The sequence below is a fragment of the Roseomonas sp. SRI_022 genome (assembly GCF_057586215.1).
In genome coordinates this window covers 31745-54862 of record NZ_JBYCZL010000019.1, presented here as the reverse complement: position 1 = coordinate 54862, position 23118 = coordinate 31745, and the positions used below count along the sequence as shown (strand labels likewise).

General features: G+C 69.2%; 24 protein-coding genes. 17 read left to right on the top strand and 7 right to left on the bottom strand.

Features of this window, described 5'->3' with window-relative positions:
• Positions 1-25 precede the first annotated feature (25 nt).
• The 5 genes from AC2YHJ_RS18485 to AC2YHJ_RS18465 all read left to right on the top strand — a co-directional run bounded on the left by AC2YHJ_RS18485 (position 26) and on the right by AC2YHJ_RS18465 (position 4812).
• Positions 26-1012, top strand: coding sequence for a Bug family tripartite tricarboxylate transporter substrate binding protein (locus AC2YHJ_RS18485; RefSeq protein ID WP_487397566.1), 987 nt, complete (start codon positions 26-28; stop codon positions 1010-1012).
• Positions 1009-1500, top strand: a complete 492-nt coding sequence (locus AC2YHJ_RS18480; protein WP_487397565.1) for a MaoC family dehydratase — start codon at positions 1009-1011, stop codon at positions 1498-1500. Before AC2YHJ_RS18485 ends, AC2YHJ_RS18480 begins: the two co-directional genes overlap by 4 nt.
• A 264-nt stretch (positions 1501-1764) precedes the next feature.
• Complete coding sequence (locus AC2YHJ_RS18475) at positions 1765-2538, top strand: SDR family NAD(P)-dependent oxidoreductase (protein WP_487397564.1); 774 nt, start codon at positions 1765-1767, stop codon at positions 2536-2538.
• A 56-nt stretch (positions 2539-2594) separates the two neighbouring features.
• Complete coding sequence (locus AC2YHJ_RS18470) at positions 2595-3590, top strand: Bug family tripartite tricarboxylate transporter substrate binding protein (RefSeq protein ID WP_487397608.1); 996 nt, start codon at positions 2595-2597, stop codon at positions 3588-3590.
• 43 nt (positions 3591-3633) lie between these two features.
• Positions 3634-4812 (top strand): CaiB/BaiF CoA transferase family protein, encoded by a 1179-nt coding sequence (locus AC2YHJ_RS18465; protein ID WP_487397563.1) that lies wholly within the window; start codon positions 3634-3636, stop codon positions 4810-4812.
• A 103-nt stretch (positions 4813-4915) separates the two neighbouring features.
• Here AC2YHJ_RS18465 and AC2YHJ_RS18460 read toward each other — a convergent pair whose 3' ends face one another.
• Positions 4916-5893 carry a Bug family tripartite tricarboxylate transporter substrate binding protein gene (locus AC2YHJ_RS18460; RefSeq protein WP_487397562.1) on the bottom strand — a complete coding sequence of 326 codons (978 nt, stop codon included), beginning with the start codon at positions 5891-5893 and terminating at the stop codon, positions 4916-4918.
• 295 nt (positions 5894-6188) lie between these two features.
• Here AC2YHJ_RS18460 and AC2YHJ_RS18455 point away from each other — a divergent pair, with 295 nt between their 5' ends.
• Both AC2YHJ_RS18455 and AC2YHJ_RS18450 read left to right on the top strand, forming a co-directional pair.
• Positions 6189-7154 (top strand): Bug family tripartite tricarboxylate transporter substrate binding protein, encoded by a 966-nt coding sequence (locus AC2YHJ_RS18455; RefSeq protein WP_487397561.1) that lies wholly within the window; start codon positions 6189-6191, stop codon positions 7152-7154.
• Positions 7155-7168: 14 nt separating this feature from the next.
• Positions 7169-8035 (top strand): IclR family transcriptional regulator, encoded by an 867-nt coding sequence (locus AC2YHJ_RS18450; protein WP_487397560.1) that lies wholly within the window; start codon positions 7169-7171, stop codon positions 8033-8035.
• Here AC2YHJ_RS18450 and AC2YHJ_RS18445 read toward each other — a convergent pair.
• The gene (locus tag AC2YHJ_RS18445; RefSeq protein ID WP_487397559.1) at positions 7968-9308 is read right to left on the bottom strand and encodes an aspartate aminotransferase family protein; all 1341 of its coding nucleotides are present in this window, start codon (positions 9306-9308) and stop codon (positions 7968-7970) included. The two genes, AC2YHJ_RS18450 and AC2YHJ_RS18445, sit on opposite strands and share 68 nt — an antisense overlap.
• A gap of 131 nt (positions 9309-9439) precedes the next feature.
• Between AC2YHJ_RS18445 and AC2YHJ_RS18440 the strand changes: the two genes are divergently transcribed.
• Genes AC2YHJ_RS18440 through AC2YHJ_RS18405 form a run of 8 tightly spaced genes read left to right on the top strand, consistent with a single transcriptional unit; the run spans position 9440 to position 17015 of the window.
• On the top strand, positions 9440-10339 hold the full coding sequence (locus AC2YHJ_RS18440; RefSeq protein WP_487397558.1) for an SMP-30/gluconolactonase/LRE family protein: 900 nt from the start codon (positions 9440-9442) through the stop codon (positions 10337-10339).
• An 11-nt stretch (positions 10340-10350) separates the two neighbouring features.
• The gene (locus AC2YHJ_RS18435; RefSeq protein WP_487397557.1) at positions 10351-11256 is read left to right on the top strand and encodes a dihydrodipicolinate synthase family protein; all 906 of its coding nucleotides are present in this window, start codon (positions 10351-10353) and stop codon (positions 11254-11256) included.
• Positions 11256-11534: a (2Fe-2S)-binding protein gene (locus tag AC2YHJ_RS18430; RefSeq protein ID WP_487397556.1), complete on the top strand. Its 279-nt coding sequence runs from the start codon at positions 11256-11258 to the stop codon at positions 11532-11534. The genes AC2YHJ_RS18435 and AC2YHJ_RS18430 overlap by 1 nt, the downstream gene beginning before the upstream one ends.
• Positions 11531-12946: an FAD-dependent oxidoreductase gene (locus AC2YHJ_RS18425; RefSeq protein ID WP_487397555.1), complete on the top strand. Its 1416-nt coding sequence runs from the start codon at positions 11531-11533 to the stop codon at positions 12944-12946. Before AC2YHJ_RS18430 ends, AC2YHJ_RS18425 begins: the two co-directional genes overlap by 4 nt.
• Positions 12943-14055, top strand: coding sequence for an NAD(P)/FAD-dependent oxidoreductase (locus tag AC2YHJ_RS18420; protein WP_487397554.1), 1113 nt, complete (start codon positions 12943-12945; stop codon positions 14053-14055). The genes AC2YHJ_RS18425 and AC2YHJ_RS18420 overlap by 4 nt, the downstream gene beginning before the upstream one ends.
• Positions 14052-14819, top strand: a complete 768-nt coding sequence (locus tag AC2YHJ_RS18415) for an SDR family NAD(P)-dependent oxidoreductase (RefSeq protein WP_487397553.1) — start codon at positions 14052-14054, stop codon at positions 14817-14819. Before AC2YHJ_RS18420 ends, AC2YHJ_RS18415 begins: the two co-directional genes overlap by 4 nt.
• Entirely contained in the window at positions 14819-16027 is a 1209-nt protein-coding gene (locus AC2YHJ_RS18410) for a CaiB/BaiF CoA transferase family protein (RefSeq protein ID WP_487397552.1), read from the top strand. The genes AC2YHJ_RS18415 and AC2YHJ_RS18410 overlap by 1 nt, the downstream gene beginning before the upstream one ends.
• A gap of 25 nt (positions 16028-16052) precedes the next feature.
• On the top strand, positions 16053-17015 hold the full coding sequence (locus AC2YHJ_RS18405; RefSeq protein ID WP_487397551.1) for a Bug family tripartite tricarboxylate transporter substrate binding protein: 963 nt from the start codon (positions 16053-16055) through the stop codon (positions 17013-17015).
• Positions 17016-17065: 50 nt separating this feature from the next.
• Here the strand turns inward: AC2YHJ_RS18405 and dapA are convergent, their stop codons facing one another.
• The 5 genes from dapA to dctP all read right to left on the bottom strand — a co-directional run bounded on the left by dapA (position 17066) and on the right by dctP (position 21472).
• A complete protein-coding gene (dapA, locus tag AC2YHJ_RS18400; protein ID WP_487397550.1) occupies positions 17066-17992 on the bottom strand; it encodes a 4-hydroxy-tetrahydrodipicolinate synthase in 927 nt (308 codons plus the stop codon).
• A gap of 231 nt (positions 17993-18223) precedes the next feature.
• On the bottom strand, positions 18224-18661 hold the full coding sequence (locus tag AC2YHJ_RS18395; protein ID WP_487397549.1) for a type II 3-dehydroquinate dehydratase: 438 nt from the start codon (positions 18659-18661) through the stop codon (positions 18224-18226).
• Positions 18662-18684: 23 nt separating this feature from the next.
• The gene (locus tag AC2YHJ_RS18390; RefSeq protein ID WP_487397548.1) at positions 18685-19986 is read right to left on the bottom strand and encodes a TRAP transporter large permease; all 1302 of its coding nucleotides are present in this window, start codon (positions 19984-19986) and stop codon (positions 18685-18687) included.
• Entirely contained in the window at positions 19983-20477 is a 495-nt protein-coding gene (locus tag AC2YHJ_RS18385) for a TRAP transporter small permease (protein WP_487397547.1), read from the bottom strand. Before AC2YHJ_RS18385 ends, AC2YHJ_RS18390 begins: the two co-directional genes overlap by 4 nt.
• Before the next feature lie 5 nt (positions 20478-20482).
• Positions 20483-21472 carry a TRAP transporter substrate-binding protein DctP gene (gene dctP / locus AC2YHJ_RS18380; RefSeq protein ID WP_487397546.1) on the bottom strand — a complete coding sequence of 330 codons (990 nt, stop codon included), beginning with the start codon at positions 21470-21472 and terminating at the stop codon, positions 20483-20485.
• A gap of 189 nt (positions 21473-21661) precedes the next feature.
• On the opposite strand from dctP, the gene AC2YHJ_RS18375 reads away from it, so the two are divergent.
• Entirely contained in the window at positions 21662-22429 is a 768-nt protein-coding gene (locus tag AC2YHJ_RS18375) for a GntR family transcriptional regulator (protein ID WP_487397545.1), read from the top strand.
• Complete coding sequence (locus AC2YHJ_RS18370; protein WP_487397544.1) at positions 22426-23100, top strand: FCD domain-containing protein; 675 nt, start codon at positions 22426-22428, stop codon at positions 23098-23100. The genes AC2YHJ_RS18375 and AC2YHJ_RS18370 overlap by 4 nt, the downstream gene beginning before the upstream one ends.
• Positions 23101-23118: the final 18 nt, after the last annotated feature.

Here is a 23118-nt window from a genome sequence, read left to right as displayed (position 1 = left end):
GAAGCGATCCAAGGGAACTGAAGACGTGCAAAGCGTGATTATCGGACGCCGGAGGCTCACCATTGCCGGCGTCGCATTGATGGCGGGAACGGCGCGGCCCGCGCGGGCGCAGGATGCCTCGGCCGCACCGCTGCGCATCGTCGTTCCTTACTCGGCCGGTGGGCCGACGGACGTGCAGGCGCGCGTGCTCGCCGGGCATCTCGAGCGGGTCCTGGGGCGGTCCGTCGTGGTCGAGAACCGCACCGGCGCAGGCGTGCTGGTCGGCACGGAGGCGGTGGCGAAGGCGCGGCCGGACGGGCAGACACTGCTGCTGACAACTGTCGCCCATGCCGTGAATCCAAGCCTGCTGCCGCGGCTGCCCTACGACACCGAGCGCGATTTCGCGCCGGTCGCGCTCGTCGCCACGGTGCCGTTGGTGATCCTGGTTCGCCCAGATCTGCCGGCACGGGACGGGCGTGAGTTCCTGGCGTGGCTGCGCACCCAGGGCGGGCGGGCAACCTATGGATCGGCGGGCGTCGGCAGCGCGCCACATATCGGCACCGCCCTCCTGCTGATGATGGCCAATGCACAGGCTGAGCACGTTCCATATCGCGGCACGGCACCGGCCATGACGGACCTCGCCGCAGGGCGCATCGACTTCTATCTCGACGCCGTTGCCACGGGCATTGCCCAGGCGCAGAGCGGCAGCGTGCGGGCACTCGCCGTCACCTCCGCATCGCGCAGCGCGGCCGCACCCGAAATGCCGACGCTAGCCGAGCAGGGCCTGCCCGGCTACGAGGCCTACACTTGGAGTGGCGTCTTCGCCCCGGCGGGCACGCCGCCCGAGATGGTGGCACGGCTCAACGCGGCAGTCAGGGAAGCCATGGCGGACCAGGCGCTGCGTCGCCGCTTCGCGGAGATCGGCGCCGAACTCGCCGCGCCGGCGGCGCCCGAGGCGCTCGGCACCTTCGTGCGTACTGAGATCGCGAAATGGTCGCAGGTGGTCGCCTCGTCCGGGATGCGGGCAGAATGAGCGCTTCGTCCTTCGACCCACGCAGCCATCGGCTGGTTCCCGAACAACGGTGGTTCGAGGATTTCCGCATCGCGGAACGCTTTCCACTTCCCAGCCGGACCATGACCGATGCGGTCTTCCTCGCCTTCCAGGCGGCATCCGGCGACAACCATCCGGTGCACTACGATGTGGAGTATTGCCGGGCGCACGGCATGCCACACATGCTGGCGCACGGCTTCCAGGTGGTGATCCAGACTGCCGCAGGTGCTGGCCTCTTTCCGCATCTCGTCGAGGATTCGCTCAAGGCGTTCCTCGAGCAATCCAGCCGCTTTCTGCTTCCGGTTTTCGTCGGCGACACGCTGTATCCGGCGCTGGAGGTGGATGCACTCGCGCCGAACCGCAGTTCCGGCGTAGTCGGGCTGCGCAGCACCGTCCACAACCAGCGCGGCGAACTCGTGCTGGAGGGGCGGCACAGGTATCTGCTGCGGAAGCGTGTCAGCGGCGCTTGATGGCCGCGTGCGGTGGGATTTCCAGGCACGCTGGAGTGCCGTCGCGATCTCCTTGCGCACGAAGGGAAGGGATCCCGCCCTGGGAAGCAGGCTCCCGGGCGAGAGAGCACAGGCGCGGCAGCAATCGCCCCGCCGCGGGGATGCACGGGACTGCAATCTCCGCCGGCATTCGCTTCGGGACAACACGCATCCAGGAATGGCGTCGTGACGGCGCGTTCTGAATCGCCGAGCAGGCGACGGTCACCAACCAGGAGCCTATCGACCATGACCAAGCCAACTTCCCTCGCGGATCGAAATGTCATCGTGACCGGTGCCGGACAGGGCATCGGCAGGGCGGTCGCGAAGATGGCCCTGGAGCTCGGCGCGAAGGTCATTGGCGTCGACGTCAATGCGGACACGCTCCGCTCGGCGGAGGCGGAGTTCGGGGCGGACCGCTTCGCGCCCGTCATCGGCAGTGTGGCGGAGCCCACGACGGCACAGGGCGCGGTGGAGCTCTGCCTTCAGCGCTTCGGCGCGATCCATGGCCTGGTGAACAATGCCGGCGTCATCCGGCCGGCCATGATCGAGAAGATGACAGTCGAGGCGTGGCAGACGGTCATCGATGTTCATCTGACCGGCTCCTTCCACTTCCTCCAGGCGGTGGGGCGGGCCGCGATCGAACGTGCCAAGGCCGGTGACGAGACCCGGTGCTCCATCGTCAATATCTCGTCCGATGCCGGCCGCAAGGGCACTGTCGGGCAGATCAACTACGGCGCGGCCAAGGCCGGTCTCTTCGGCCTGACCATGTGCGCGGCGCGCGAATGGGCGCGGTGGGGCATCCGCGTCAACACCGTCGCTTTCGGCGTCGTCGAGACGCCGATGACCGACACGATCCGCGGCGAGAAATTCCGCGACACCTATCTCGCTCAGATTCCACTGGGACGATGGGCCGACCCCGAGGAGAGCGCGAAGCCCGTCTGCTTCCTGCTGTCGGACGACGCCTCCTACATCACGGGCCAGCACCTGTCCGTCAATGGCGGCTTCGTGATCTCGCTCTAGCCCACGCCGCGCGCGGCCCGCTCACAAGAACGCAGGAGGAAATCAGCGTGGCGAAGATGTCATCCACCCGCCGGGCGATGCTTCGGCACGCCGGTGGCCTTGCGGCTATCGCCGGCTCGGCCCCGGCGGCGCGCCCCGCACTCGCGCAGGCGCGATATCCCGCGCGACCGATCGTCATCGTCGTACCCTACACGGCGGGCGGCCCGACCGACCTGACGGCCCGTCGCATTGCCGAGCAGATCGGCAAGGTCCTTGGTGCGAATGTCGTCGTGGAGAACCGGCCCGGCGCCGCGACGCTGGTCGCCGCGGAGTACGTCGCGCGTGCGCCGGGGGACGGCTACACGCTGCTCTTCGCGCCAGGGACGACGACGTCGGCCAACCCGTATCTGTTCAGGCGGCTACCCTACCGTCTGGACGATTTCGCGCCGATCTCGCTTGTCTCGAAGCAGCCTTTCGTCCTCACCGCCGCGCGTAGCACCAATGCCCGCACCCTCAGCGAGTTCGTGGCCTATGCGAAGGACCGGCCGGAGGGCATCACCTTCGGCACCACGGGTGTCGGCAGCCTGACCCACATCATCGGGAAGTGGATCGGGCGGACGCTGGACATCAACATGCAGGACGTTCCCTACCGGGGAACGTCGGCTGCCCTCGGGGACCTTCTCGGGGGGCGCCTCGACTCCCAAGTGGAAGGGATCGTGAGCGCCATTCCCTTGCACAGGAACCAGCAAGCCAGGGTGCTCGGCGTGCTGAGCGAGGAACGGTCGCCCCCCTTGCAGGACGTGCCGACTTTCCGAGAGGCCGGTCATCCCGATCTGGTGGCGCATATCTGGTTCGGCCTGCTGGCACCGGCCGCGACGCCCGCTGAGGTGGTCGAGAGGCTCCACGGCGCGGCAGTGAGCGCGGTCGCTCTGCCGGAGTATCGCAATCAGCTCACCGAGAATGGAGAGACCGCCGTTTCCTCCGCGAGCCGCGATGACTATGCCGGACATCTGCGACGAGAGTACGAGGCCTGGGGCCGGATCATCGCACCGCTGAACCTGGAGCCCCAGTAGGGACGGCGCCGCAACCCAACAAGACGGGAAAAGGACTCTGCGCATGAGGTCGGACATGGGACAGGTGGCGGAACGCGCGCTTCCCTTGGCGGGATGTCGCGTCCTTGACCTGAGTTCGGTCGTGATGGGGCCAGTCTGCACTCAGATCCTGGCCGACTACGGCGCGGAAGTCGTCAAGATCGAGCCGCCCGAAGGCGACATCATGCGCCATGCCGGTGAGCCCTGCGGCGACGGGCTGGGCGCCATGTTCCTTCATATCAACGAAGGGAAGCGGTCGGTCGTTCTCGACCTGAAGTGCGAGGCGGACCGTGCACGCCTGTGGGCGGTTCTGCCGTCCTTCGACGTCCTCGTACACAACATCCGCCCGCAGGCGGCCGCGCGGCTCGGGCTCGACGAGGCGAGTATCCGGCAGGTCCATCCGACCATCGTCTATGCGGAGCTGATGGGGTATGGGCGCGAAGGCCCCTTCGCCAACCGCGCCGCCTTCGACGATGTCATCCAGGCGCAGTCTGGCATCGCGGATCTCCTCGCGCGGCATTCAGGTGATGAACCCCGATACGTACCGACGCTCATCGCTGATCGAATCAGCGGCATGACCGCCGCGCACGCCATTCTCGCTGCACTGATCCGACGCGGGCGTGACGGAGAGGGGGAGCGCGTCACCGTCTCCATGTTCGAGACGATGGCGGCCTTCGTGCTGGCCGACCATATGGGCGGCGCCTCCGTCGAGCCGGCGACCGGGCCAATGGGATACAGTCGCCTGCTCACGTGGCATCGGCGTCCGTACCGGACGAAGGACGGCTACATTGCGGCCGTCGTGTACAACGACAAGCATTGGAGCCGGTTCTTCGACGCAATGGGTGAGACGCGGACCTATCTCGCCGACCCTCGCTTCCGGAGCGCCGCCGCGCGGGCGCGGAACTACGACCACATCTATGGACATCTATCCGCTGTGATGCGGACGCGAGCCACCGAGGAGTGGCTCCGGTTGTTGGAGGCCGCCGACATTCCCTGCGGCCGCGTGGCCAGCATCGAGGACCTCGTCCAGGACCCTCAACTCGCCGCGGGCGGCTTCTTCCATTTCGATACGCGCGAGGATGGCCGACGGATACGGCGCATCAGCAAGCGATACCGCGCCCCTATCGACGGAGGTGGCGCCGCGGGGTCGGCGCCGCGCCTCGGCGAGCACGACCTGACGCCCGGCGCCACAGGATCTAGGTGAGCGACGGTACTCCGCCGAAGACACGTGTCTGACGCGGCGGCCCATGGCCGCCCCCCGCATGCCTCCCGTTAGCGGCCAGGTGAGGCCGCAGGGTTCTGGTGCCCTACTGGCGCTCGATCCCGGCGCGGTCGATGACGCTGTTCCAAAGCGCAATATCGGTCCGCAGCAGCCCCGTCATTTCTTCGGGCGAGTTCGTGCCGCCCTCCACGCCCAACTCGAGCAGTCGCGCCTGGACCGCCGGCCGGCTGACGATCTCACGAACATGCGTGTTCAGCAGCTGGATGACTTCGCCTGGCGTGCCGGCGGGCGCGAAGATCGCGTTCCATCCATCCATCACGCAATCCGGGTAACCGCTCTCGCCGATCGTAGGGACTTCGGGCATGAGACGCGACCGCCGCTTTCCGGTGCTGGCGAGCACGCGGACCGTCCCGGCTCTGATCTCGCCGGCCGCGGCGCCGTAGCTCTCGATGGCGAGATCGACGTCGCGGCGGCGAAGGGCGGTGAGGACTTCCCGGCTCGTCCTGAAGGGCACCAGCGTGATCGGGAGGCCCGACGCCAGCCGAAACATCTCGCCTGTCAGGTACTGGGTGCTGCCTGCTGTCAGCGTGGCGATCGTCAGCGGTCGCGGCGAGTCCGCCGGGCGCAGATCCGCCATGCTCCGCACTGGTCCGTCACCGGGTCCCATCAACAGTGCGTCGAAAAACGCCATCGCCGTGACGGGTGTGAACTGTGCGACAGGATCGAATGGCAGGTTGCGGAACAACGCCTTGCTGATGGCGGTTCCAGAGGTGAACACGATGAGCGTGTGTCCATCCGGTGCGCCGCCGGCCACGGCCTGTGCGGCAATGGCACCGCCGGCACCCGGCCGATTGTCGATGACGACTTGCTGGCCGAGCCGACCTGACAACTCCTGCGCCACAGTGCGGACGATGATGTCGGCAAGGCCGCCCGGACCGAACCCGATGACGATCCGGATGGGTCGTGTCGGGTAGGCGAGGGCGGTGCCGGAGACGAACCCAACGGCGAGGCCTGATCCCAGCAGAGCACGGCGCGTTAGCCAGGGTTTCGAGATCAGCGCCATCGTTTCGTCTCCCGGGTGCAGCACCGCCTCGTGGCTGATACGCCACCTGCTGGGCGGCAGTCAGGATGCGCCGCTTCTGTCCGCCCAGTCCACACGAGCACCCCCCAGCGGACCTCCGCACGGTCGTGAGCAAGCGCGAACGGATCGCTGCACTGGGGATCAGGACCGCGAGGATCCGAGTGGCCGATCGTCCCGCCGGACGCGTTCGACCAGCCGCCAGCGCAATCACCCACATAGGCATTGCGTTCCGCAGGTCATTTAGCGTTTTATATATAAAACCTCGTCGAGGTCCCTCATGCGCCTCACACGTCGTGCCCTTCTGGGGCTTCCCGTCATCCTCACGACGCCTGCGCTGGCGCAAGGAACCTGGCCGTCACGCGCCGTGACCCTCGTGGTGCCCTATGCCCCCGGCGGCGGCGCCGACGTCATCACGCGGGCCGCCGCGCCGATCATGGAACGCGTGCTCGGCCAGCCCATGGTCGTAGAGAACCGCCCCGGCGGCGCGACCGCGCTGGCCGCGACCTACGTCTCGCAGGCCCGACCCGATGGCTACACTCTGCTGATGGGCACCACCTCGCTGGCCATCAATCCGGCGCTGCAACCCAATCTCACGCCGCGCGATCCGATACGCGAGCTCGCCCCGGTCGGGACGGTCTATCGCAATCCCTTCGTGCTGCAGGTCCATGCCGCGCTGCCGGTCCGCACGTTCTCGGAATTCGTCGCCTACGCGAAGGCCAACCCAGGCAAGCTCGACTACGGCAGCGCCGGCATCGGCACGGTCAACCACTTGGCCTTCGTGCTGCTGGCCAAGGAAGCCGGCATCGAGGTTGAGCATATCCCCTATCGCGGCGGCGGGCCGGCGCTGCTCGACCTGCGGGCCGGTCGCGTCCAGGCGCTGTTCAGCTCGGCGCTGGAGGCGATGCCGCTGATCCAGGACGGCGTGTCGCGTGCCATCGCCGTCTCCTCGGCCACGCGCATCGCGTTGATGCCGGATGTGCCGCCCGTCGCCGCCAGCATCCCCGGCTTCGACGTCGCCTTCTGGCAGGGCCTGTTCGCCCCGGTCGGCACGCCGAATGCGGTGATCACCCACCTGGCGGAGGCATTGCGCGTCGCCACCACAGACGCCGAACTGCGCCGCCGCATGACCGAACAGGGCGTTGACCTCATCATCGGCGGGCCGCAAGACATCGCCCGCATGCTTGCCGATGAAACCGCCATCTGGGCCCGCGTCGTGCGCGAGGCGAATATCCGCGTCGACTGACGCGGCCGCAGCACATGGCCGACGCCGACGACATCAACCCCAATCACGGCGCCTACCTGGTGCCAGGCCTCGAGCGCGGGCTGCGGGTGCTGGAGGCGCTCGCCGAGGCCGGCCGCCCGCTCGGCCTCACCGAGATCGGGGCACGGCTGGGGCTGACGCGGTCCTCGGTGTTCCGACTGACCTACACGCTGCGGCACATGGGCTTCCTGGAGGAGGTCGAGGGTTCCAAGGGCTACCGCCTCGGCGCGCGGGTGCTGAACCTCGGCTTCGCCTATCTGACCGCGCAGGACATCATCGAGACCGCGCGGCCTGAACTTGAATTGCTGCGTGACCGGACGGGCGTGACCACCCATCTCGCCATCCGCGACGGGGCCGAGGTGCTCTATCTCTCCTGCATCCAGACGCGCACCGGCTTCCTCAGCAACATGAATGTCGGCAGCCGCATGCCCGCGCACGCGACGCCGATGGGCTGGCTGCTGATGGCCGATCTCTCGCCGCGCGAGGTCGCGCAACTCTTTGCCCATGTCGCGCTGACGCCGCTCACGCCCCAAACGCCGGCGGACCTCGGCGCGCTGACCGCACGCATCGGGGAGGCTGCCGCGACCGGCCACGTGGTCAGCCGCGGCGCGATGGAATCCGGCGGCAGTTCCATCGCCGCGCCGATCTTCGGGCGGGACGGCAAGATCGCGGCGGCGATCGACATCTCGGGCCCCGATTCGGCCTTCGACCTGGCCGAGATGGACAACCGCTACGTGCCGGAGGTGCGTGCCGCCGCCAGCCGGATCAGCGCGCGCCTCGGCTACCAGGACATGCCTAGGCCAGCACCGCCGCCAGCGCCGGAGCCAGGCGGTCCACGATCTCCCCAATCTCCGCATCGGTGACGGTGAAGGGCGGGGCGAGCAGCACATGATCGCCATCCGTGCCATCCGCCGTGCCCGAGGAGGGATAGCAGATCAGCCCGCGCCCCTGCGCTGCCACCTTGAGGCGTGGGGCGATACGGCACGCGGCGGGAAACGGCGCCCGGGTCTCGCGATCGGCCACGATCTCCATCGACCAGAGCAGACCGCGGCCGCGGATGTCGCCGATATGCGGATGCTGGCCGAAGGCCTCGCGCAGGTGGCGTTCCAGCAGCGCGCCCTGGCGCTGCACGCGTTCGATCAGCCCCTCATCCTCGATGGTGTCGAGCACGGCGAGCGAGGCGGCGCAGGCCACGGCGTGGCTCATATAGGTGTGGCCGTGGGCGAGCAGGCCGGACCCCTCGCGGATCGCCGCAACGACGCGTTCGCTCGCCATCACCGCGCCGATCGGCTGGTAGCCCGCGCCGAGGCCCTTCGCGATGGTGATGAGGTCCGGCGCCACGGCCTCCTGCGACATGGCGAAGAAGCTACCGCTGCGGCCCATGCCGCACATCACCTCATCGGCGATGAACAGCACGCCATGCGCGTCGCAGATCTCGCGGATGCGGGCGAAGTAGTTCGGCACGGCCGGCACGCTGCCGAGCGTGGCACCCACCACCGGCTCGGCGATGAAGGCGGCGACGGTCTCTGCGCCAAGGCGGCGGATCATGGCGTCGAGTTCGTCGGCGACACGCTGGCCATAGGCCTCGGGCGCTTCGCCGGGCAGTGCGTCGCGATAATGATGGCAGGGCGCGATTTGGAAGGTCTCGGCGAGCAGCGGCTGGTACATCGCGCGCCGCCCGGCATGGCCGCCGACCGCGAGCGCGCCGAGCGTATTGCCGTGATAGCTCATGCGCCGGGAAATGAAGCGCGTGCGGCCAGGCTCGCCGCGTTCCACATGGTATTGCCGCGCGAGTTTGAGCGCCGCCTCCACCGCCTCGGACCCACTGCCGACGAAGGCAGCGAGCCCTGCGCCGAAACCTTTCGGCGCGAGGGCGACGAGACGCGCGGCGAGCGCCTCGGCCGGCGCATTGGTGAAGAAGGAGGTGTGCGCATACTCGACCTGGTCGAGCTGCGCGCGGATCGCCGCCGTCACGCGCGGATGGCCATGACCAAGACAGGACACCGCCGCGCCGCCCGAGGCATCCAGGTAGCGCCGCCCATCCGCATCGATCAGCCAGGACCCTTCGCCGCGCACCACCGTAGGCGGCGTGCGCCGCAGGTCGCGATGCAGCAGGGCGCTGGCGGCTGTGGTCATCGGCGTTCAATCCCACATCAAGACGGTTGATATATAAAACACATGACCGTATATAAAACAACAACACGATGGCGAGACGGAGGGGGAGGCAGGACCGTGAGACGCGATTTCCGCCGGGCCGGCATCCGCGCATGATCGCGCCGCGCCTGCCCGTCACGCTCTTCGCCCGCCTGCCTGAGCCGCTGCACTATCGCGGCGAGCCCACCGAATGGGTGCGCGTCACGCGCCCCGGCCAGCGCCTGCATTCCTTCCTCGAAGGTCCTTGCTTCGACGTGGATGGGCATCTCTGGCTGGTCGACGTGCCCTATGGCCGCATCTTCCATGTCGCGCCTGATGGCGGCTGGACGCTGGCGCATGCCTATGACGGCGAACCCCACGGCCTCGCGCGGCTTGCCGATGGCGCCCTCGCTGTCACGGATTATCGTCGCGGCTTGCTGCGGCTCGATCGCAGCGGAGCGATGGCGCCACTCGTCACTGGCGTGAACAGCGAGAATTTCCGCGGCCTGGGCGACATCACGGCCGGGCCGGATGGCAGCCTGTGGTTCGCCGATCCGGGGCGCAGCAGCCTCAGCGATCCGACCGGCCGGCTGTTCCGCCTGCGCCCGGGCGCGGCGGCGGCCGAACCGGTGCTGGTCAACATCCCCTATCCGAACGGCATCGCACTCAGCCCCGATGGCCGCTTCGTGCATGTCGCGGCGACCCGCGCCAATGCGGTATGGCGGCTGCTCGCGGATGCGCCCGATCCGTTGCTGCCCATGGCGGGTGTCTTCCTTAATCTCTCCGGCGGGCTTGGGCCGGATGGGCTCGCCATCGACCGGCATGGGCGCCTTGCCGTCGCCCAGGCGCAGGCAGGACGCGCCTACCTATTCGATGCGCTCGGTGATCCGCTCGCCACCATCCGGCTGCCCGAGGGGCGCTGGACCACCTCTGTCGCCTTCGCCCCCGATGGCGACACCCTGTTCATCATCGAGGCCGAAACCGCCTCCATCTACCGCGCCGACCTGACCGGCGTGCCGACAACCGCGCCCTGAGGATGCAAGAGATGGCCCTGACCGCCGAGACGCTGCACGGCTTCCTCCCCGCCGTCGTCACCCCCTTCACCGCCACGGGCGAGATCATGGAGGACGCCTTCCGCGAGGTGGTGGACCGCCAGATCCGCATCGGCGCCGCCGGCATCTGCGTGGCCGGCGACAACGGCGAGTCCTGGACGCTCGACGTGACGGAACGCGCGCGCCTCACGCGCCTCGCCGTCGATGCCGCCGCCGGCCGCGTGCCGGTCATCATGGGCGCGAGCGCGCCCGGGTCCGCGCAGACCATCAAATACGCCCAGGCGGCGAAGGATGCCGGCGCCGCGGGCGTGCTGGTCATGCCGCAGCCCTATGTGCTCAAGGCCTCGCGCATCGAATTGACGCGCCGCTTCGCCGCCCTCGCCGCGGCGGTGGACATCCCGATCGTCGCCTACAATTCGCCGCGGCGCAGCGGTATCGAGCTGACGGTGGACGACATCGGCGCGCTGCTCGACACCGCGCCGATCATCGGTATCAAGGAATCGCACCGCGACTTCTTCCATCACACGCATCTGCTGCACCGCTACGGCGACCGCATGGCGGTGATGACGGGCCCGTCGCATTTCATCATCCCCTGCATCGGGCTCGGCGCGCGCGGCTTCATCGCCACGGGGCCGGAACTGCTGGGCGAGGAAGCCGGCCGCATCGTGGACATCGCGAAACAGGCGCCCGGCCCGGTGCAGAAGTCGCTGCATTACCGGCTCACTGTCCTCTACCAACTGCTGATGGGCACCGGCACCTGGCCGGCGGCGCTCAAGGCCTCGCTGAACCTGCTCGGCTGGCCGGCCGGCGTGCCGCGCGATCCGGTGATGGCGCTGGAAGGGGCGGATCTCGAGAAGGTGCGCCGCACCCTCGGCGAACTCGGCCTGCTGCCGGGCTGATGCCAGAGACCCTGCGCATCGCGGGCGCCGCGCGCGGCCCGGCCATCCGCTTCACCTTCGATGGGGTGGAACTGCCGGGCCATGCCGGCGAATCCCTCGCCGCGGCGCTGATGGCGCTGGGCATGCGCACGCTGCGCGAGGGCGTGGACGGCAGCCCGCGCGGGGCCTTCTGCCTGATGGGGCTGTGCCAGGATTGCCTGGTGCGCGTGGATGGCGTGCCGGTCGAGGCCTGCCGCACGAAGCTGCGTGCGGGGCTGGTGGCGGAGCGGCTGCGGTGAGCGATGCCGACCTCGCCGTGCTCGGCGCTGGCCCGGCGGGCGTGGCCGCGGCGCTGGAGGCGGACGCCCTCGGCCTGAAGGTCGTACTGCTGGACGAGGCGCCAGTCGCGGGCGGTCAAGTCTATCGTGCGCCCTCCGCTGGCGAGGCCGAAGACGAGGATGGTCGCGCCGGTGCCGCCCTGCGCGCGGCGCTCGCCGCATCGCGCGTCACGGTGTTGCCTGGGCGGCAAGTGTGGATGCTCGAACCAGGCTTCCGCCTCGCGGCACTCGGTCCAGCGGGGCCGGAGCGCATCACGGCACCACGGCTGATCGTCGCGGCGGGCGCGATGGAACGCCACATCCCGACGCCGGGTTGGACGCTGCCGGGCGTGATGGGCCTCGCCGCGGCGACGATTTTGCTCAAGGCGGAACGCATGCTGCCGGGCCGCGCGGTGGTCGTCGCCGGCACCGGGCCGCTGCTCTACCTGGTCGCGGCGAAGATCCTCGCCGGGGGCGGTCGTGTCGCCGCGGTGGTCGATGCGCAGCCGCGTTCTGCATGGCTGCGGGCGTGCGCGGCGCTGGCGGCGCGGCCCGACCTCGCCCTGCGCGGCCTGGGCTGGATGGCGAAGCTGCGCCGCGCGGGCGTCCCGCTTCTGGCCGGCCACGCTGTGACCGCCATCGAAGGCGACGGCCAGGTGGCGCGCGTCCGCATCGCGTCGCTCGACGCCGATGGACGGCCGCGCACCGCGCATGAACGCATCGTCGAGGCCGATGCCGTGTGTCTCGGCTACGGGCTGGTGCCGGCCACCGAGGCGACGCGGTTGCTCGGCGCCACGCATCACTTCGATGTCGAAGCCGGTGGCTGGGGGCCGGTGCTCGACCGCTGGCAGGAGAGTGATGCCCCGGGGCTCTTCGTCGCAGGCGATGGCGCGGGCATCGCGGGTGCCGCGGCGGCACTGCTGAGTGGGCGCCTCGCGGCCATCGGTGCCGCGCGCCACGCCGGGCGACTGGACGAGGCGGACGCATCGCGCCGCGCCGCGGTGCTGGGCGCGGACCTGGCCAAAGCGCGGCGTTTTGGACGCGCGATGACGGCGCTGTCCACGCCGCAGGCGGGCCTTCTCGCGGCGATGACCGACGCGACGCCGCTCTGCCGCTGCGAGGGCGTGACGCGCGCCACAGCCGCCGCCGCTATCGATGCAGGCGCGACCACGCTCGTCGAACTCAAGGCCGCGACGCGCTGCGGCATGGGCCCCTGCGGCGGGCGCATGTGCGGGGAGGCTGCGGCGATGCTGATGGCCGAACGCACCGGCCGCCCGCGTGCCGCGATCCCGCCGGCCACCGCGCGGCCGCCCCTGCGTCCGGTGCCGATCGCCTCACTCGCCGGCAACTTCGACTATGAGGAGCTGCCCATCCCGCAGCCGGCGCCGCTGTGAGTGCCACCTTCGACACCGATCTCGCGGTGGTCGGCGGCGGCATTATGGGATGCGCGGCGGCGCTGCGCGCGGCGGAAGGCGGCATGTCCCCGCTCATCCTCGAACAGGGGGAGATCGGTGGCGGCGCCTCCGGCGTGAATGCCGGCACGCTGTCGCTGCAGATCAAGCGGGTGCGGCTGATGCCCTACGCGCTGCGCGGGCGCGAGCTGTGGGAGGAAGCCGGCGAGGCCGTCGGTTATCACCGCAGCGGCGGTTTCACCCTCGCCTTCACCGAGCGCGAGGAACAACTGCTGATCGAACGCAGCGCTCTGAAGCATGAGGCCGGCGCTCCGATCGAGATCGTCTCACCTAACCGCGTCGCCGAGGCCGAGCCGGGCCTGACGCGGCGCGTGCGCCTCGCCGCCTGGTGCGCGCTGGACGGCTACGCCAATTCCAGCCTGACCGGCAGCTACTACCGTGCGCGGCTCGGAGCGGCGGGCGTGCCCTATCGCCAAGGCTGCCGCGTGACGGCCATCGAGCGCCTGTCGCGCGGCTTCATGCTGGAGACGAGCCAGGGCCCGGTGCGCGCGGCGCGGCTGCTGCTCGCCTGCGGCGCGTGGCTCCGGGGTGCTGCGGCGATGATCGGTTTGGACCTGCCGGTGCGCGCGCGGGTGAACACCGTCTCGGTCACCGAGCGCGGGCCGCGGCTGGTCAACAGCGTCATCGGCCATGCGACGGGGCTGCTGACGCTGAAGCAGAAGGTCAATGGCACGGTGCTGATCGGCGGTGGCTGGCAGGGCACGGGCATCCCTGAAACCGGACGCGGCCAAGTCTCGATGGATGCGGTGCTGTCCAATCTTCGCCTCGCGCAATTCGCCGTGCCTGGCCTCGCCGGCTTCCGCGTCGTGCGGTCCTGGACGGGGTTCGAGGCCAATGTGCCCGACTTCTATCCGCTGGCCGGCGCTGCGCCCGGCGTGCCGGATGCCTTCGTGATCGGCTGCGTGCGCGGCGGCTACACGATCGGCCCCTATATCGGCCGGCTGATGGGCGACCTGATCCTCGGCCGCGAGCCTGAGATGCCGCTGTTCGACCCTGGCCGATCCTATGAGACGGAGACCGTCCCCGCATGACCCAAGCCCTTCAGGGCCGCACCGCCATCGTGACGGGCGGCGGCACCGGCATCGGACGCGCCATCGCGGAAACCTTCGCCAAGGCCGGCGCCTTCGTCGTCGTCGCCGGGCGTAGCCTTGCCACCATCGAACCTGTCGCCGCGGCGGTCGGCGGGCGCGCCGTCGCCTGCGACGTGACGCAGCTCGCAGAGGTGGAGGCGCTATTCACCATCGCTGCGGAACGCAGCGGGCGCGTGGACATTCTTGTGAACAATGCCGGCCAGACCGGGCCGGTGGGTGCGATCGCCGATGTCGATCTCGACGCCTGGCGCGACTGCATCGAGACCAACCTGTTCGGTACCATGCACTGCCTGCGCGTCGCCGCGCGGGTGATGGGCGCGCAGCGCGGCGGGTCGATCATCAACATGTCGTCCCGCATGGGATTGCACGGCTATCCGATGCGCACGGCGTATTGCGCGACGAAGTTCGCGCTCATCGGCATGACCGAGGCCGTGGCGCGCGAGATCGGCCCGATGGGGGTGCGGGTGAACGCGCTCTGCCCCGGCGCGGTGAGCGGCGAGCTGATGGACCGCGTCATCGCACGCCGCGCCGCGGTCGAAGGCCGCCCGGCCGAGCAGATCATCAAGGAGGCCTATACCGACAGCGCCGCGCTGCGCCGCTGGCTGTCGCCCGAGGAAGTGGCGACGGCCGCGCTGTTCCTCGCCTCCGATGCGTCCTCCGCCATCACGGGCGAACGCATCAAGGTGGATTGCGGGCGGTTCTGATGCGCGCGCTGGACGGCATCCGCATCCTCGACTTCAGCCACGTCATCGCGGGGCCGTTCTGCACCGCGCAACTCGCGCTGCTTGGGGCGGAGGTCATCAAGGTCGAGGAACCCGGCGTCGGCGACTACATGCGCGGGCGCGGCGGGGATGACGCGCTGCGGCGGATGGGCATGGGCGACCATTTCGCCGTGCAGAACGCCAACAAGCGCAGCGTGGTGATCGACCTCAAGCATCCGCAGGGCCAGGCGCTGGCCCGCCGCCTTGCACTGTCGGCCGATGCGGTGGTGGAGAATTTCCGCCCCGGCGTCATGGCACGGCTCGGCCTGGACTACACGACGCTGTCGGCGGCGAAGCCGGATCTGGTGATGTGCTCGCTGAGCGGCTTCGGGCAGGACGGGCCGCTCGCGGAGCGGCCGGTCTACGACAATGTCGTGCAGGCCTTCAGCGGGCTGATGGCGATGACGGGCACGGCCGGTTCCGGGCCGCTCAAGGCCGGGGCGCCAGTGCTCGACTATGCCTCGGGCACCATGGCGGCCTTCGCGCTGACCGCGGCGCTGCTGCGGCGCCAGCGCAGCGGGGAGGGGCAGCATGTGCAGCTTTCCATGCTCGACACCGCCTTTCTGCTGATGGGGCCGGTGATCTCCTCGCTGCTCAACGGTGGCAAGCATCCACGCCCGCATGCCAATGAGCACGCGCTCGCCGGTGCCAGCTGCTACGAGGCCGCGGATGGTGCGCTGATCATGCTCGGCGCCTGCACCCAGCAGCAATTCGAGACGCTGTGCCGACTGATCGGGCGGGAGGATCTGCTTGCCGATCCGCGCTTCGCCGATGTGCGGCGGCAGGACCCGCATCGCGGCGCCCTGGCGGCCATCCTCGCCGAGGAGATGCGCCGCCGCCCCGCCGCCGCATGGGAAGCGCTGCTCGGCGCGGCGGTACCGGCGGCGCGGGTGCGCACCCTGGCCGAGGCGCTGACCGATTCCGACGCGGAAGGCCGCGGCGTGGTCGCGCATGCGCCCTGGCCATCCGCATCCGGCGACATCGCCATCCCGCTCGCGGCGCATCGCGCTGATGTGGACGGGCCGTGCCTGGACCGCGCGCCGCCTCGCCTTGGCGAGGACACCGACGCGGTGCTGCGCGAGGCGGGCCTGGCTGCCGAGGAGATCGCCGCGCTGCGCGCCGCCGGCGCGCTCGGCCCTGCTACCGACTGATCGAGACAGCAAGGAGGACGGCATCATGACCCTGACACGTCGCATGACCCTCGGCGCTCTGCCGGCCCTGGCGTTGCCGGGCCTGGCGCGGGCCCAGGCCTGGCCGGTGCGGCCGGTGCGCTTCCTTGTCGGCTTCGCCGCGGGTGGGACCATCGACATCGCGGCGCGCCTGCTGGGCGAGAAGCTTTCCCCCGTCTGGGGCCAGCCGGTGGTCGTCGAAAGCCGCGCCGGCGCGGGCGGCACCATCGCCGGCCTTGCCGTTGCGCGCGCCGAGCCGGATGGGCACACGCTGCTGGTCTCCTCCGCCGCTGAGGTCGTGGTCGCGCCACTGACCCAGGCGAATCTCGCCTACAACCCCGCGACCGAGCTGACGCCGATCAGCCTGATCGCGCGCAACCCCTTCGCCCTGGTGGTCACCGAGAGCCTGCCGGCGCAGACCCTGCCGGAGCTGATCGCGCTGGCGAAGCGCCAGCCGCTCAGCTTCGCGAGCTCGGGCGTCGGCACCACCACCCATTTCGTCGGCGAGCTGTTCAAGATCCGCGCCGGTGTCGATATGGAGCACGTGCCCTATCGTGGCACGGCGCAGCTTCAGGCCGATCTGATGGCGGGGCGCGTGCAGGTGGCCTTTGACGCGGTCTCGGCGGTGCTGCCCCAGGTGCGTGCCGGGCGGGTGCGCATGATCGGTGTCGCGACTGCACAACGCAGCCCGCAGGCGCCCGACGTTCCCACGCTGAGCGAGCTCGGTCTGCCGGGTTTCGTCGGTGGCGGTTGGGTCGGCTTCATGGGGCCGGCGCATCTGCCCGCCCCGATTGCGACGAAGCTCGAAACCGACGTGCGCGCGGCCATGCAGGCCGGCGTCGCGGAGCAACTGGCGCAGCGCGGCTTCGATCCTGCCGGCAGCACCAGCGCCGAGTTCCGTAGCTTCATCGCGGAGGAGTCGGCGCGCTGGAGCGATGTGGCGCAGCGCGCCGGTATCAGGCCGTCCTGATCGGGCGTGTGGACGGTGTAGGCGCCGGCCCGGCTTGAGCCGCCGCTGCTCTATACCATGGCGGCGTGGAACACCGGGTCGTGCGTCCCTCGTGCCAGGGCAGCCTCGATCCGGACCGCAAGCCCGTCGCTCACGGCCGTCATTGGTAACCTCACCTCAGGGCTGTCGATCAAGCCGGCGCGCCAGAGCCAATGCTTGATCGGCGCCGGGCTCGGCTCGGCGAAGAACAAGCGCGGCAGGTCGCAGATGCTGTGCCACGCTGCCAGGGCAGCCGCGCCGTCGCCTGCTCGCAGCAGGTCGCGTACCGCGGCGAAGCCCTGCGTCCTGACATGGGCCGAGGCGATGATGCCACCCTCCGCACCTTGCGTGAGCATCGGGTGAAAGAAAGCGTCCTCGCCGGTCAGCACGGCGAAGTCGGCCGGCTTGCGGCGCAGCAGGTCGAAGGACTGCGCCATGTCGGCCGAGCAATCCTTCACGCCGACGATGTTTGGCATCGCGGCGAGTTCCAGCATGGCGTCGTTGCCGAGGTTAACACCGGTCCGGTACGGAATGTTGTAGATCATGATCGGCCGCGCCGTGCCCCTGGCAAGGGCGGTGAAGTGGCGAACCATCCCATCCTGCGACGGCCGCGTGTAGTAGGGGCAGGCGATCAGGTAGCCATCGATCGGCCAGGCAATGGTACGGCCCAGCGCCTTGACGAGCTTCCGCGTGTCGCTTCCCGACAGGCCGAGAAAGAGTGGCAGGCGTCGGCCAAGGCTGGCCAGCTCCTTCGCGACAAGGGCAACCAGGCGCTCGGTCTCGTCATCATCGAGGGTCAGGCCCTCACCGGTCGTGGCGGCCAGGATCAGGCCGTCGAGCGGTTCACCGGCATAGTGCCGCACAAGCCGACGGAGCGACGCCTCGTCGAGCGCGCCATCGCGGAAGGGCGTGACCAGCGGCAGCCAGAGGCCGCCAAGCGTGGGATGATCTGCTTGCACCGTGATCCGTCTCCTTTGATGCCGGAGACGAGACCCGATTGTGACCCCGTCCGAACCGGCGGGGTCTAACCTGATCCTGAAGCGCTCTAAGCTACCGCGCGCGAAGACCCGTCATGCCCCTGGCAGGGCACTTTTTCGATATCGCGGTGTTGGAACGGTGCGGGACCACGTCTTCAACATCGGCCGGCACGATCACCGACGTCAAGATGGCAAGGCCGCGCCCACTCCGCATTACCCGTCGAGCATCTCCCGCATCGCACGCATCGATGTCGCGTAGCCGCGCGCACCGAGCCCGGCGATCACGGCCGTGGCAACGGCCGAGACGAGGGAATGGTGGTAGATCGGTTCCCGCCGGTGGATGTTGGAGATGTGCAGCTCAATGATCGGCACCCGGACCATCTTGAGCGCATCGAGCACCGGGATCGACCGGAATGTCAGTCCGGCGGGGTTGATGATGATGCCGGCTGCCTCAGTGTCGATCGCATCATGGATCCACTCCACGAGCTGACCCTCGTGATTGGTCTGGCGGAACACCACCTCGTCCTCGCCGGCTTCCGCACGGCACATCGCCTCGACCTCGGCAAGCGTCGTACGGCCGTAGATCTCCGGTTCGCGCCTGCCCAGACGGTTCAGGTTCGGGCCATTGAGGACGTGGATGCAGCGGGGCAAGGCGGACTTCCTCGTTCTGCGGCTCAGCCCTGGTAGCCCATCTGCCGCGGCAGCCAGAGCACCAGTTCCGGCACATAGGTGATCAGCATCAGCGCCGCGACCATCGCGACGATGAAGGGAATGGTGTCGCGCACCACGGCGGAGAGCGGTGTGTCCGACAGCTTCGCGACGATGAACAGCAGGAGTCCGTATGGCGGGGTGATCAGCCCGATCATGATGTTCACCACCACGACGACGCCGAAATGCACCATGTCGATGCCAAGTGCCTGCGCGGTCGGCACCAGCACCGGCACCACGATCAGCAGGATGGTACTGCCTTCCAACAGGCAGCCCAGCACCAGCAGGATCAGATTCACCACCAGCAGGAATTCCGACTGGGACATTTCCCAGCCGGCCAGGATGCCGCGCACGGTGTTCGGCACGTTCTCGCTGGTGATGACGTAGTTGAAGGCGAGTGCACCGGCGATCAGCATGCCGATCGCTGCGGTGGAACGCGCGCTCTCCACCACCGCCGCCCAGGTCTGGCGCAGGGTGAGGCTGCGATAGAACAGCGCGGCGATCAGATAGGCATAAGCGGCGGCGACAGCGGCCGCTTCGGTCGGCGTCATCACGCCGCCATAGATGCCGCCCAGCAGGATCACCGGCATCAGCAGCGCGGGGAAGGCTTCCAGGGTCAGGCGCGGGAATTCGCGCAGCGGCACGCGTTCCGAGATCGGGAAGTCGTGGCGATGCGCCATCCAGCTGTTGATGCCCATCTGGGCGATCGCCATCAGGAAGCCGGGCACCACGCCGCCGAGGAACAGGAAGCCGATCGACGCATCGGCAACCAGCGCATAGAGCACCATCGGGATGGATGGCGGGATGATCGGCCCGATGACGGCGGTGACGGCAGTGAGCGCGGCGGCGTAGCTCGCCGGATAGGCGCCGCCCTTCGTCATCATGTCGATCTGCACCTTGCCGCTGCCCGCGGCATCGGCAATGGCCGATCCGGACATGCCGGCGAAGATCACGCTCTGCACCACGTTGACGTGGCCAAGCCCGCCGCGGAAGCGGCCCACCAGCAGGTTGCAGAAACGCAGCAGACGGTCCGTCAGGCTGCCCGCATTCATCAGCCCCGCCGAGAAGATGAACAGCGGCACGGCGAGCAGCACGTAGCTGCCGTTCAGCCCGTTCAGCAACTGCTCGGCGGCGATCGACATGTCCTGCCCGGACAGGCCGAGGTAGATGATGCTGGCCATGATCATGGTGAGCCCGATCGGCAGCCCCATCAGGGACAGGCCGACCAGCGCGATGATCGACAAGGTGAAGGGATCGTGCAGGTTCACGCCGCACCCCGCGTGATGCCGCGCCCGGTTGCCGCGCGCCAGGCGATGACGGCGTGACGGATGATCATGGCGGCGGCGAAGATCAGATAGACCGAGTAGAGGATATCGAAGCGGATGCCGAGATAGGCGCTGCGCTCGACCTTCATGAAGGTGACGTAGTCGAACATCGCGGGCAGCGACCAGGTGAAGACCAGCACCACCGCCGTTCCGGTGATCGCATCGCAGGCGCGGCGCGCACCGGCCGGCATGTTGCTGTAGAGGATGTCGAAGCGGATTTCCTCCTCATCCCGCAGCACCAGCCCCGCGCCCCAGAGGATGCCCCACACCCAGGTGAGAGTGGACAGCTCCGCCGTCCAGCTCAGCGGCGCGTTCAGCACGTAGCGCGTGACGATCTGCAGCATGAAGGCGATGAACATCGCCACCAGCAGCACGGAGAGCACGTCCTCCGCGCGCCGCCGGGCCCAGTCGAGAAGGCGGCACGCCGTCGTCATGCGGGTCAGCGCACCGCCGCGATGCGATCGAGGATCCCTGCCGGCCAGCCCTGCGACTGCGTCGAGGCGAGGTAACGCCGCTGCGCTTCCGCCCGGAAGGCGGCGACATCCGGCTCATAGACCTCGAGGCCTTGTGAGCGGAAGAACGTGACCATCTCCTGTTCCTGCGCAAGGTGGCGTTGGGTGCTCTGGTCGATCGCCTTGTTCACCGCGGCCTGGATCGCGTCGCGCTGCGGCTGGGTCAGCCCGTCCCAGAAGCGGGAGGAGATGGAGAGCAAGTCGTATGCGACGAGGTGGCTCGTCAGCACGAACTGCGTCGTCACCTCGTAGAAGCGCATGGTGCGGCTGGTCGGCAGCGGGTTGTCCTGCCCGTCCACCGTGCCGGATTGCAGCGCAGTGTAGAGCTCGGCGAAGGCCACCGGAGTCGGGTTGGCGCCGAGCGCCTCGCCGAGGAACTGCCAGGTCTCGCCTGGCGGCATGCGCAGCTTCATTCCCGCCATGTCGGCCGGCGTATTGATGCGCTTGCGCGGCCGCAGGTTCACGTGGCGCGTGCCGAAATACAGCGGCCCCAGTACATGGACGTTCAACTGGTCCCGCGCCATGCGGTTGAATTCCTGGCCGATCTCCCCGTTGAAGACCTTGCGCATGTGGTCGGCGTCGCGGAACAGGTAGGCTGAGGCCATCACGGACCAGGCCGGGATCTGGCGGGACAGGTCCTGCGGCGAGAGGTTCGCCATCTCCACATTGCCGCGCTGGATCGCCACCAGCTCCGTGCCCTGGCGGAACAGCGTGGCGTTCAGGTGCAACTCCACATCGAACTGCGACTGCAGGTCGGTTTGGAGGCCGCGCATCGCCTCGGCGCGGATGTCCTGGTCGGAGAAGACGGCGGTGAAGCGGATGCGCCGGCGTGCCTGGGCCCGGGCGGAGACGGCGGGCAAGGCCAGAGCCGCGGCAGCGGCCGTCATGATGGAGCGACGTCCGATGTGCATGCGCATGGGCGTTATCCCTTCCCTGGACATTCTTGTCGCCACGCATCGGCGGCTTGCTGCGACGCTAGGGGTGAGCGGAGGGAGGATCAATAGAGATTCGCAGGAATATCGTAGATTAGCGGAAATGACGGGTATTGCACGCCGGCCCCTGCGTCACCGATACTTCGTCGCTAGCGGTTCTAGGGAGGCGCCGCCGTGACGCGGGCAGGGCAGGAGAGACCTGGCGAAGGGGAAACCTCCGGTGAGGCGGCGTATCGCCGCATCCGGGCGGATACCGTGCTGGGACGGCTCGCCCCTGGCCGGAAGCTCGGCCTCGACGGGCTGCGTGAGATCTATGGCGTCGGGGTCGGCACGCTGCGGGAAGCCCTGACCAGGCTTGCCGCGGAGGGCCTAGTCATTGCTGAGGGACAGCGCGGCTTCGCCGTTGCCCCGGTCTCCGCCGAGGACTTTCGGGAGATCGCCGAACTGCGCCTGCTGCTCGAATGCGAGGCGATCACCGCCTCATTCGCGAACGGGGACCTTGATTGGGAAGGGCAGGTCGTCGCCGCCCACCACAAGCTCGCCGTGCTGGAACGCCGGCTGCTGGCAGCCGAGACGGCCGATGCCTCGCTGTGGAAGCACTATGACCGGGAGTTTCATCACGCGCTGATCGCGGCCTGCGGCTCGACGGCGCTTCTGGAAACCTACGCCGCGGCCTACGACCGCTTCCTGCGCTACCAGATGGTCGCGGTGGTCTTCCGTGGCGCCATCGCGGCGGAGCAGCATGCGGCGCTGCTCGGCTGCGCGCTGATGCGCGACGCGGCCCGCGCGCGGGACATCCTGCGGGCGCATGTCGAAGGCTGCGTGGAGCACGTCGTCCATGGCGGGGCGCTGGTGCCCTTCGTCGCGCGCGACCGCCGCGCGCGGCAGGGCGCCGTACCGCCGGGCGAGGCGCGACAACCGGCGGCAGGCCTCGGCGGATGAGCGGCGGCGTCGCCCTGACGCCGGCCGAGGCCCCGAGCGAGCGCGCCTGGCGTCTGATCCGCGCCGACATTCTGCGCGGCACGCTGGAACCCGGGCGGAAGCTGCGCCTCGAAGGGCTGCGCGACAGCTATGGCGTCGCGGTTGGCACGCTGCGGGAAAGCCTGAGCCGCCTGATCGCCGAACGCCTTGTCGTTGCGGAAGGCCAGCGCGGCTTCGAGGTGTCGCCCTTCTCCGCCAAAGAGCTCCGCGAGTTGGCGCGGCTTCGCCTGCTGCTCGAAGGCCATGCGATGGAACACGCCTTCCGCGCCGGCGACGTGGAATGGGAAGGGCGCGTCGTAGCTGCGCACCACAAGCTCGCACAGATGCAGGACCGCCTGTGGGCGGGTGACGGTGCGGCGTTGGACCTCTGGCGCGGCTTTGATTCCGAATTCCACAGGACGCTGATTTCCGCCTGCGGGTCGCGCACGCTGATGGCGACGCATGCGACCGTCTTCGACCGCTACCTGCGCTACCAGAACCTCGCCCTCGGCTTCCGGGGGGAGATCGCAATCGAGGAGCACAAGGCCCTGCGGGACTGTGCCATCGCTCGCGACGCGGCGCGGGCGCGGGCGGTCCTGGCGGCGCACATCCTCGGCGGCGTTGACCACGCGCTGGCCAGCGGCGCGATCTGACCGGGCGGGATCACAGGA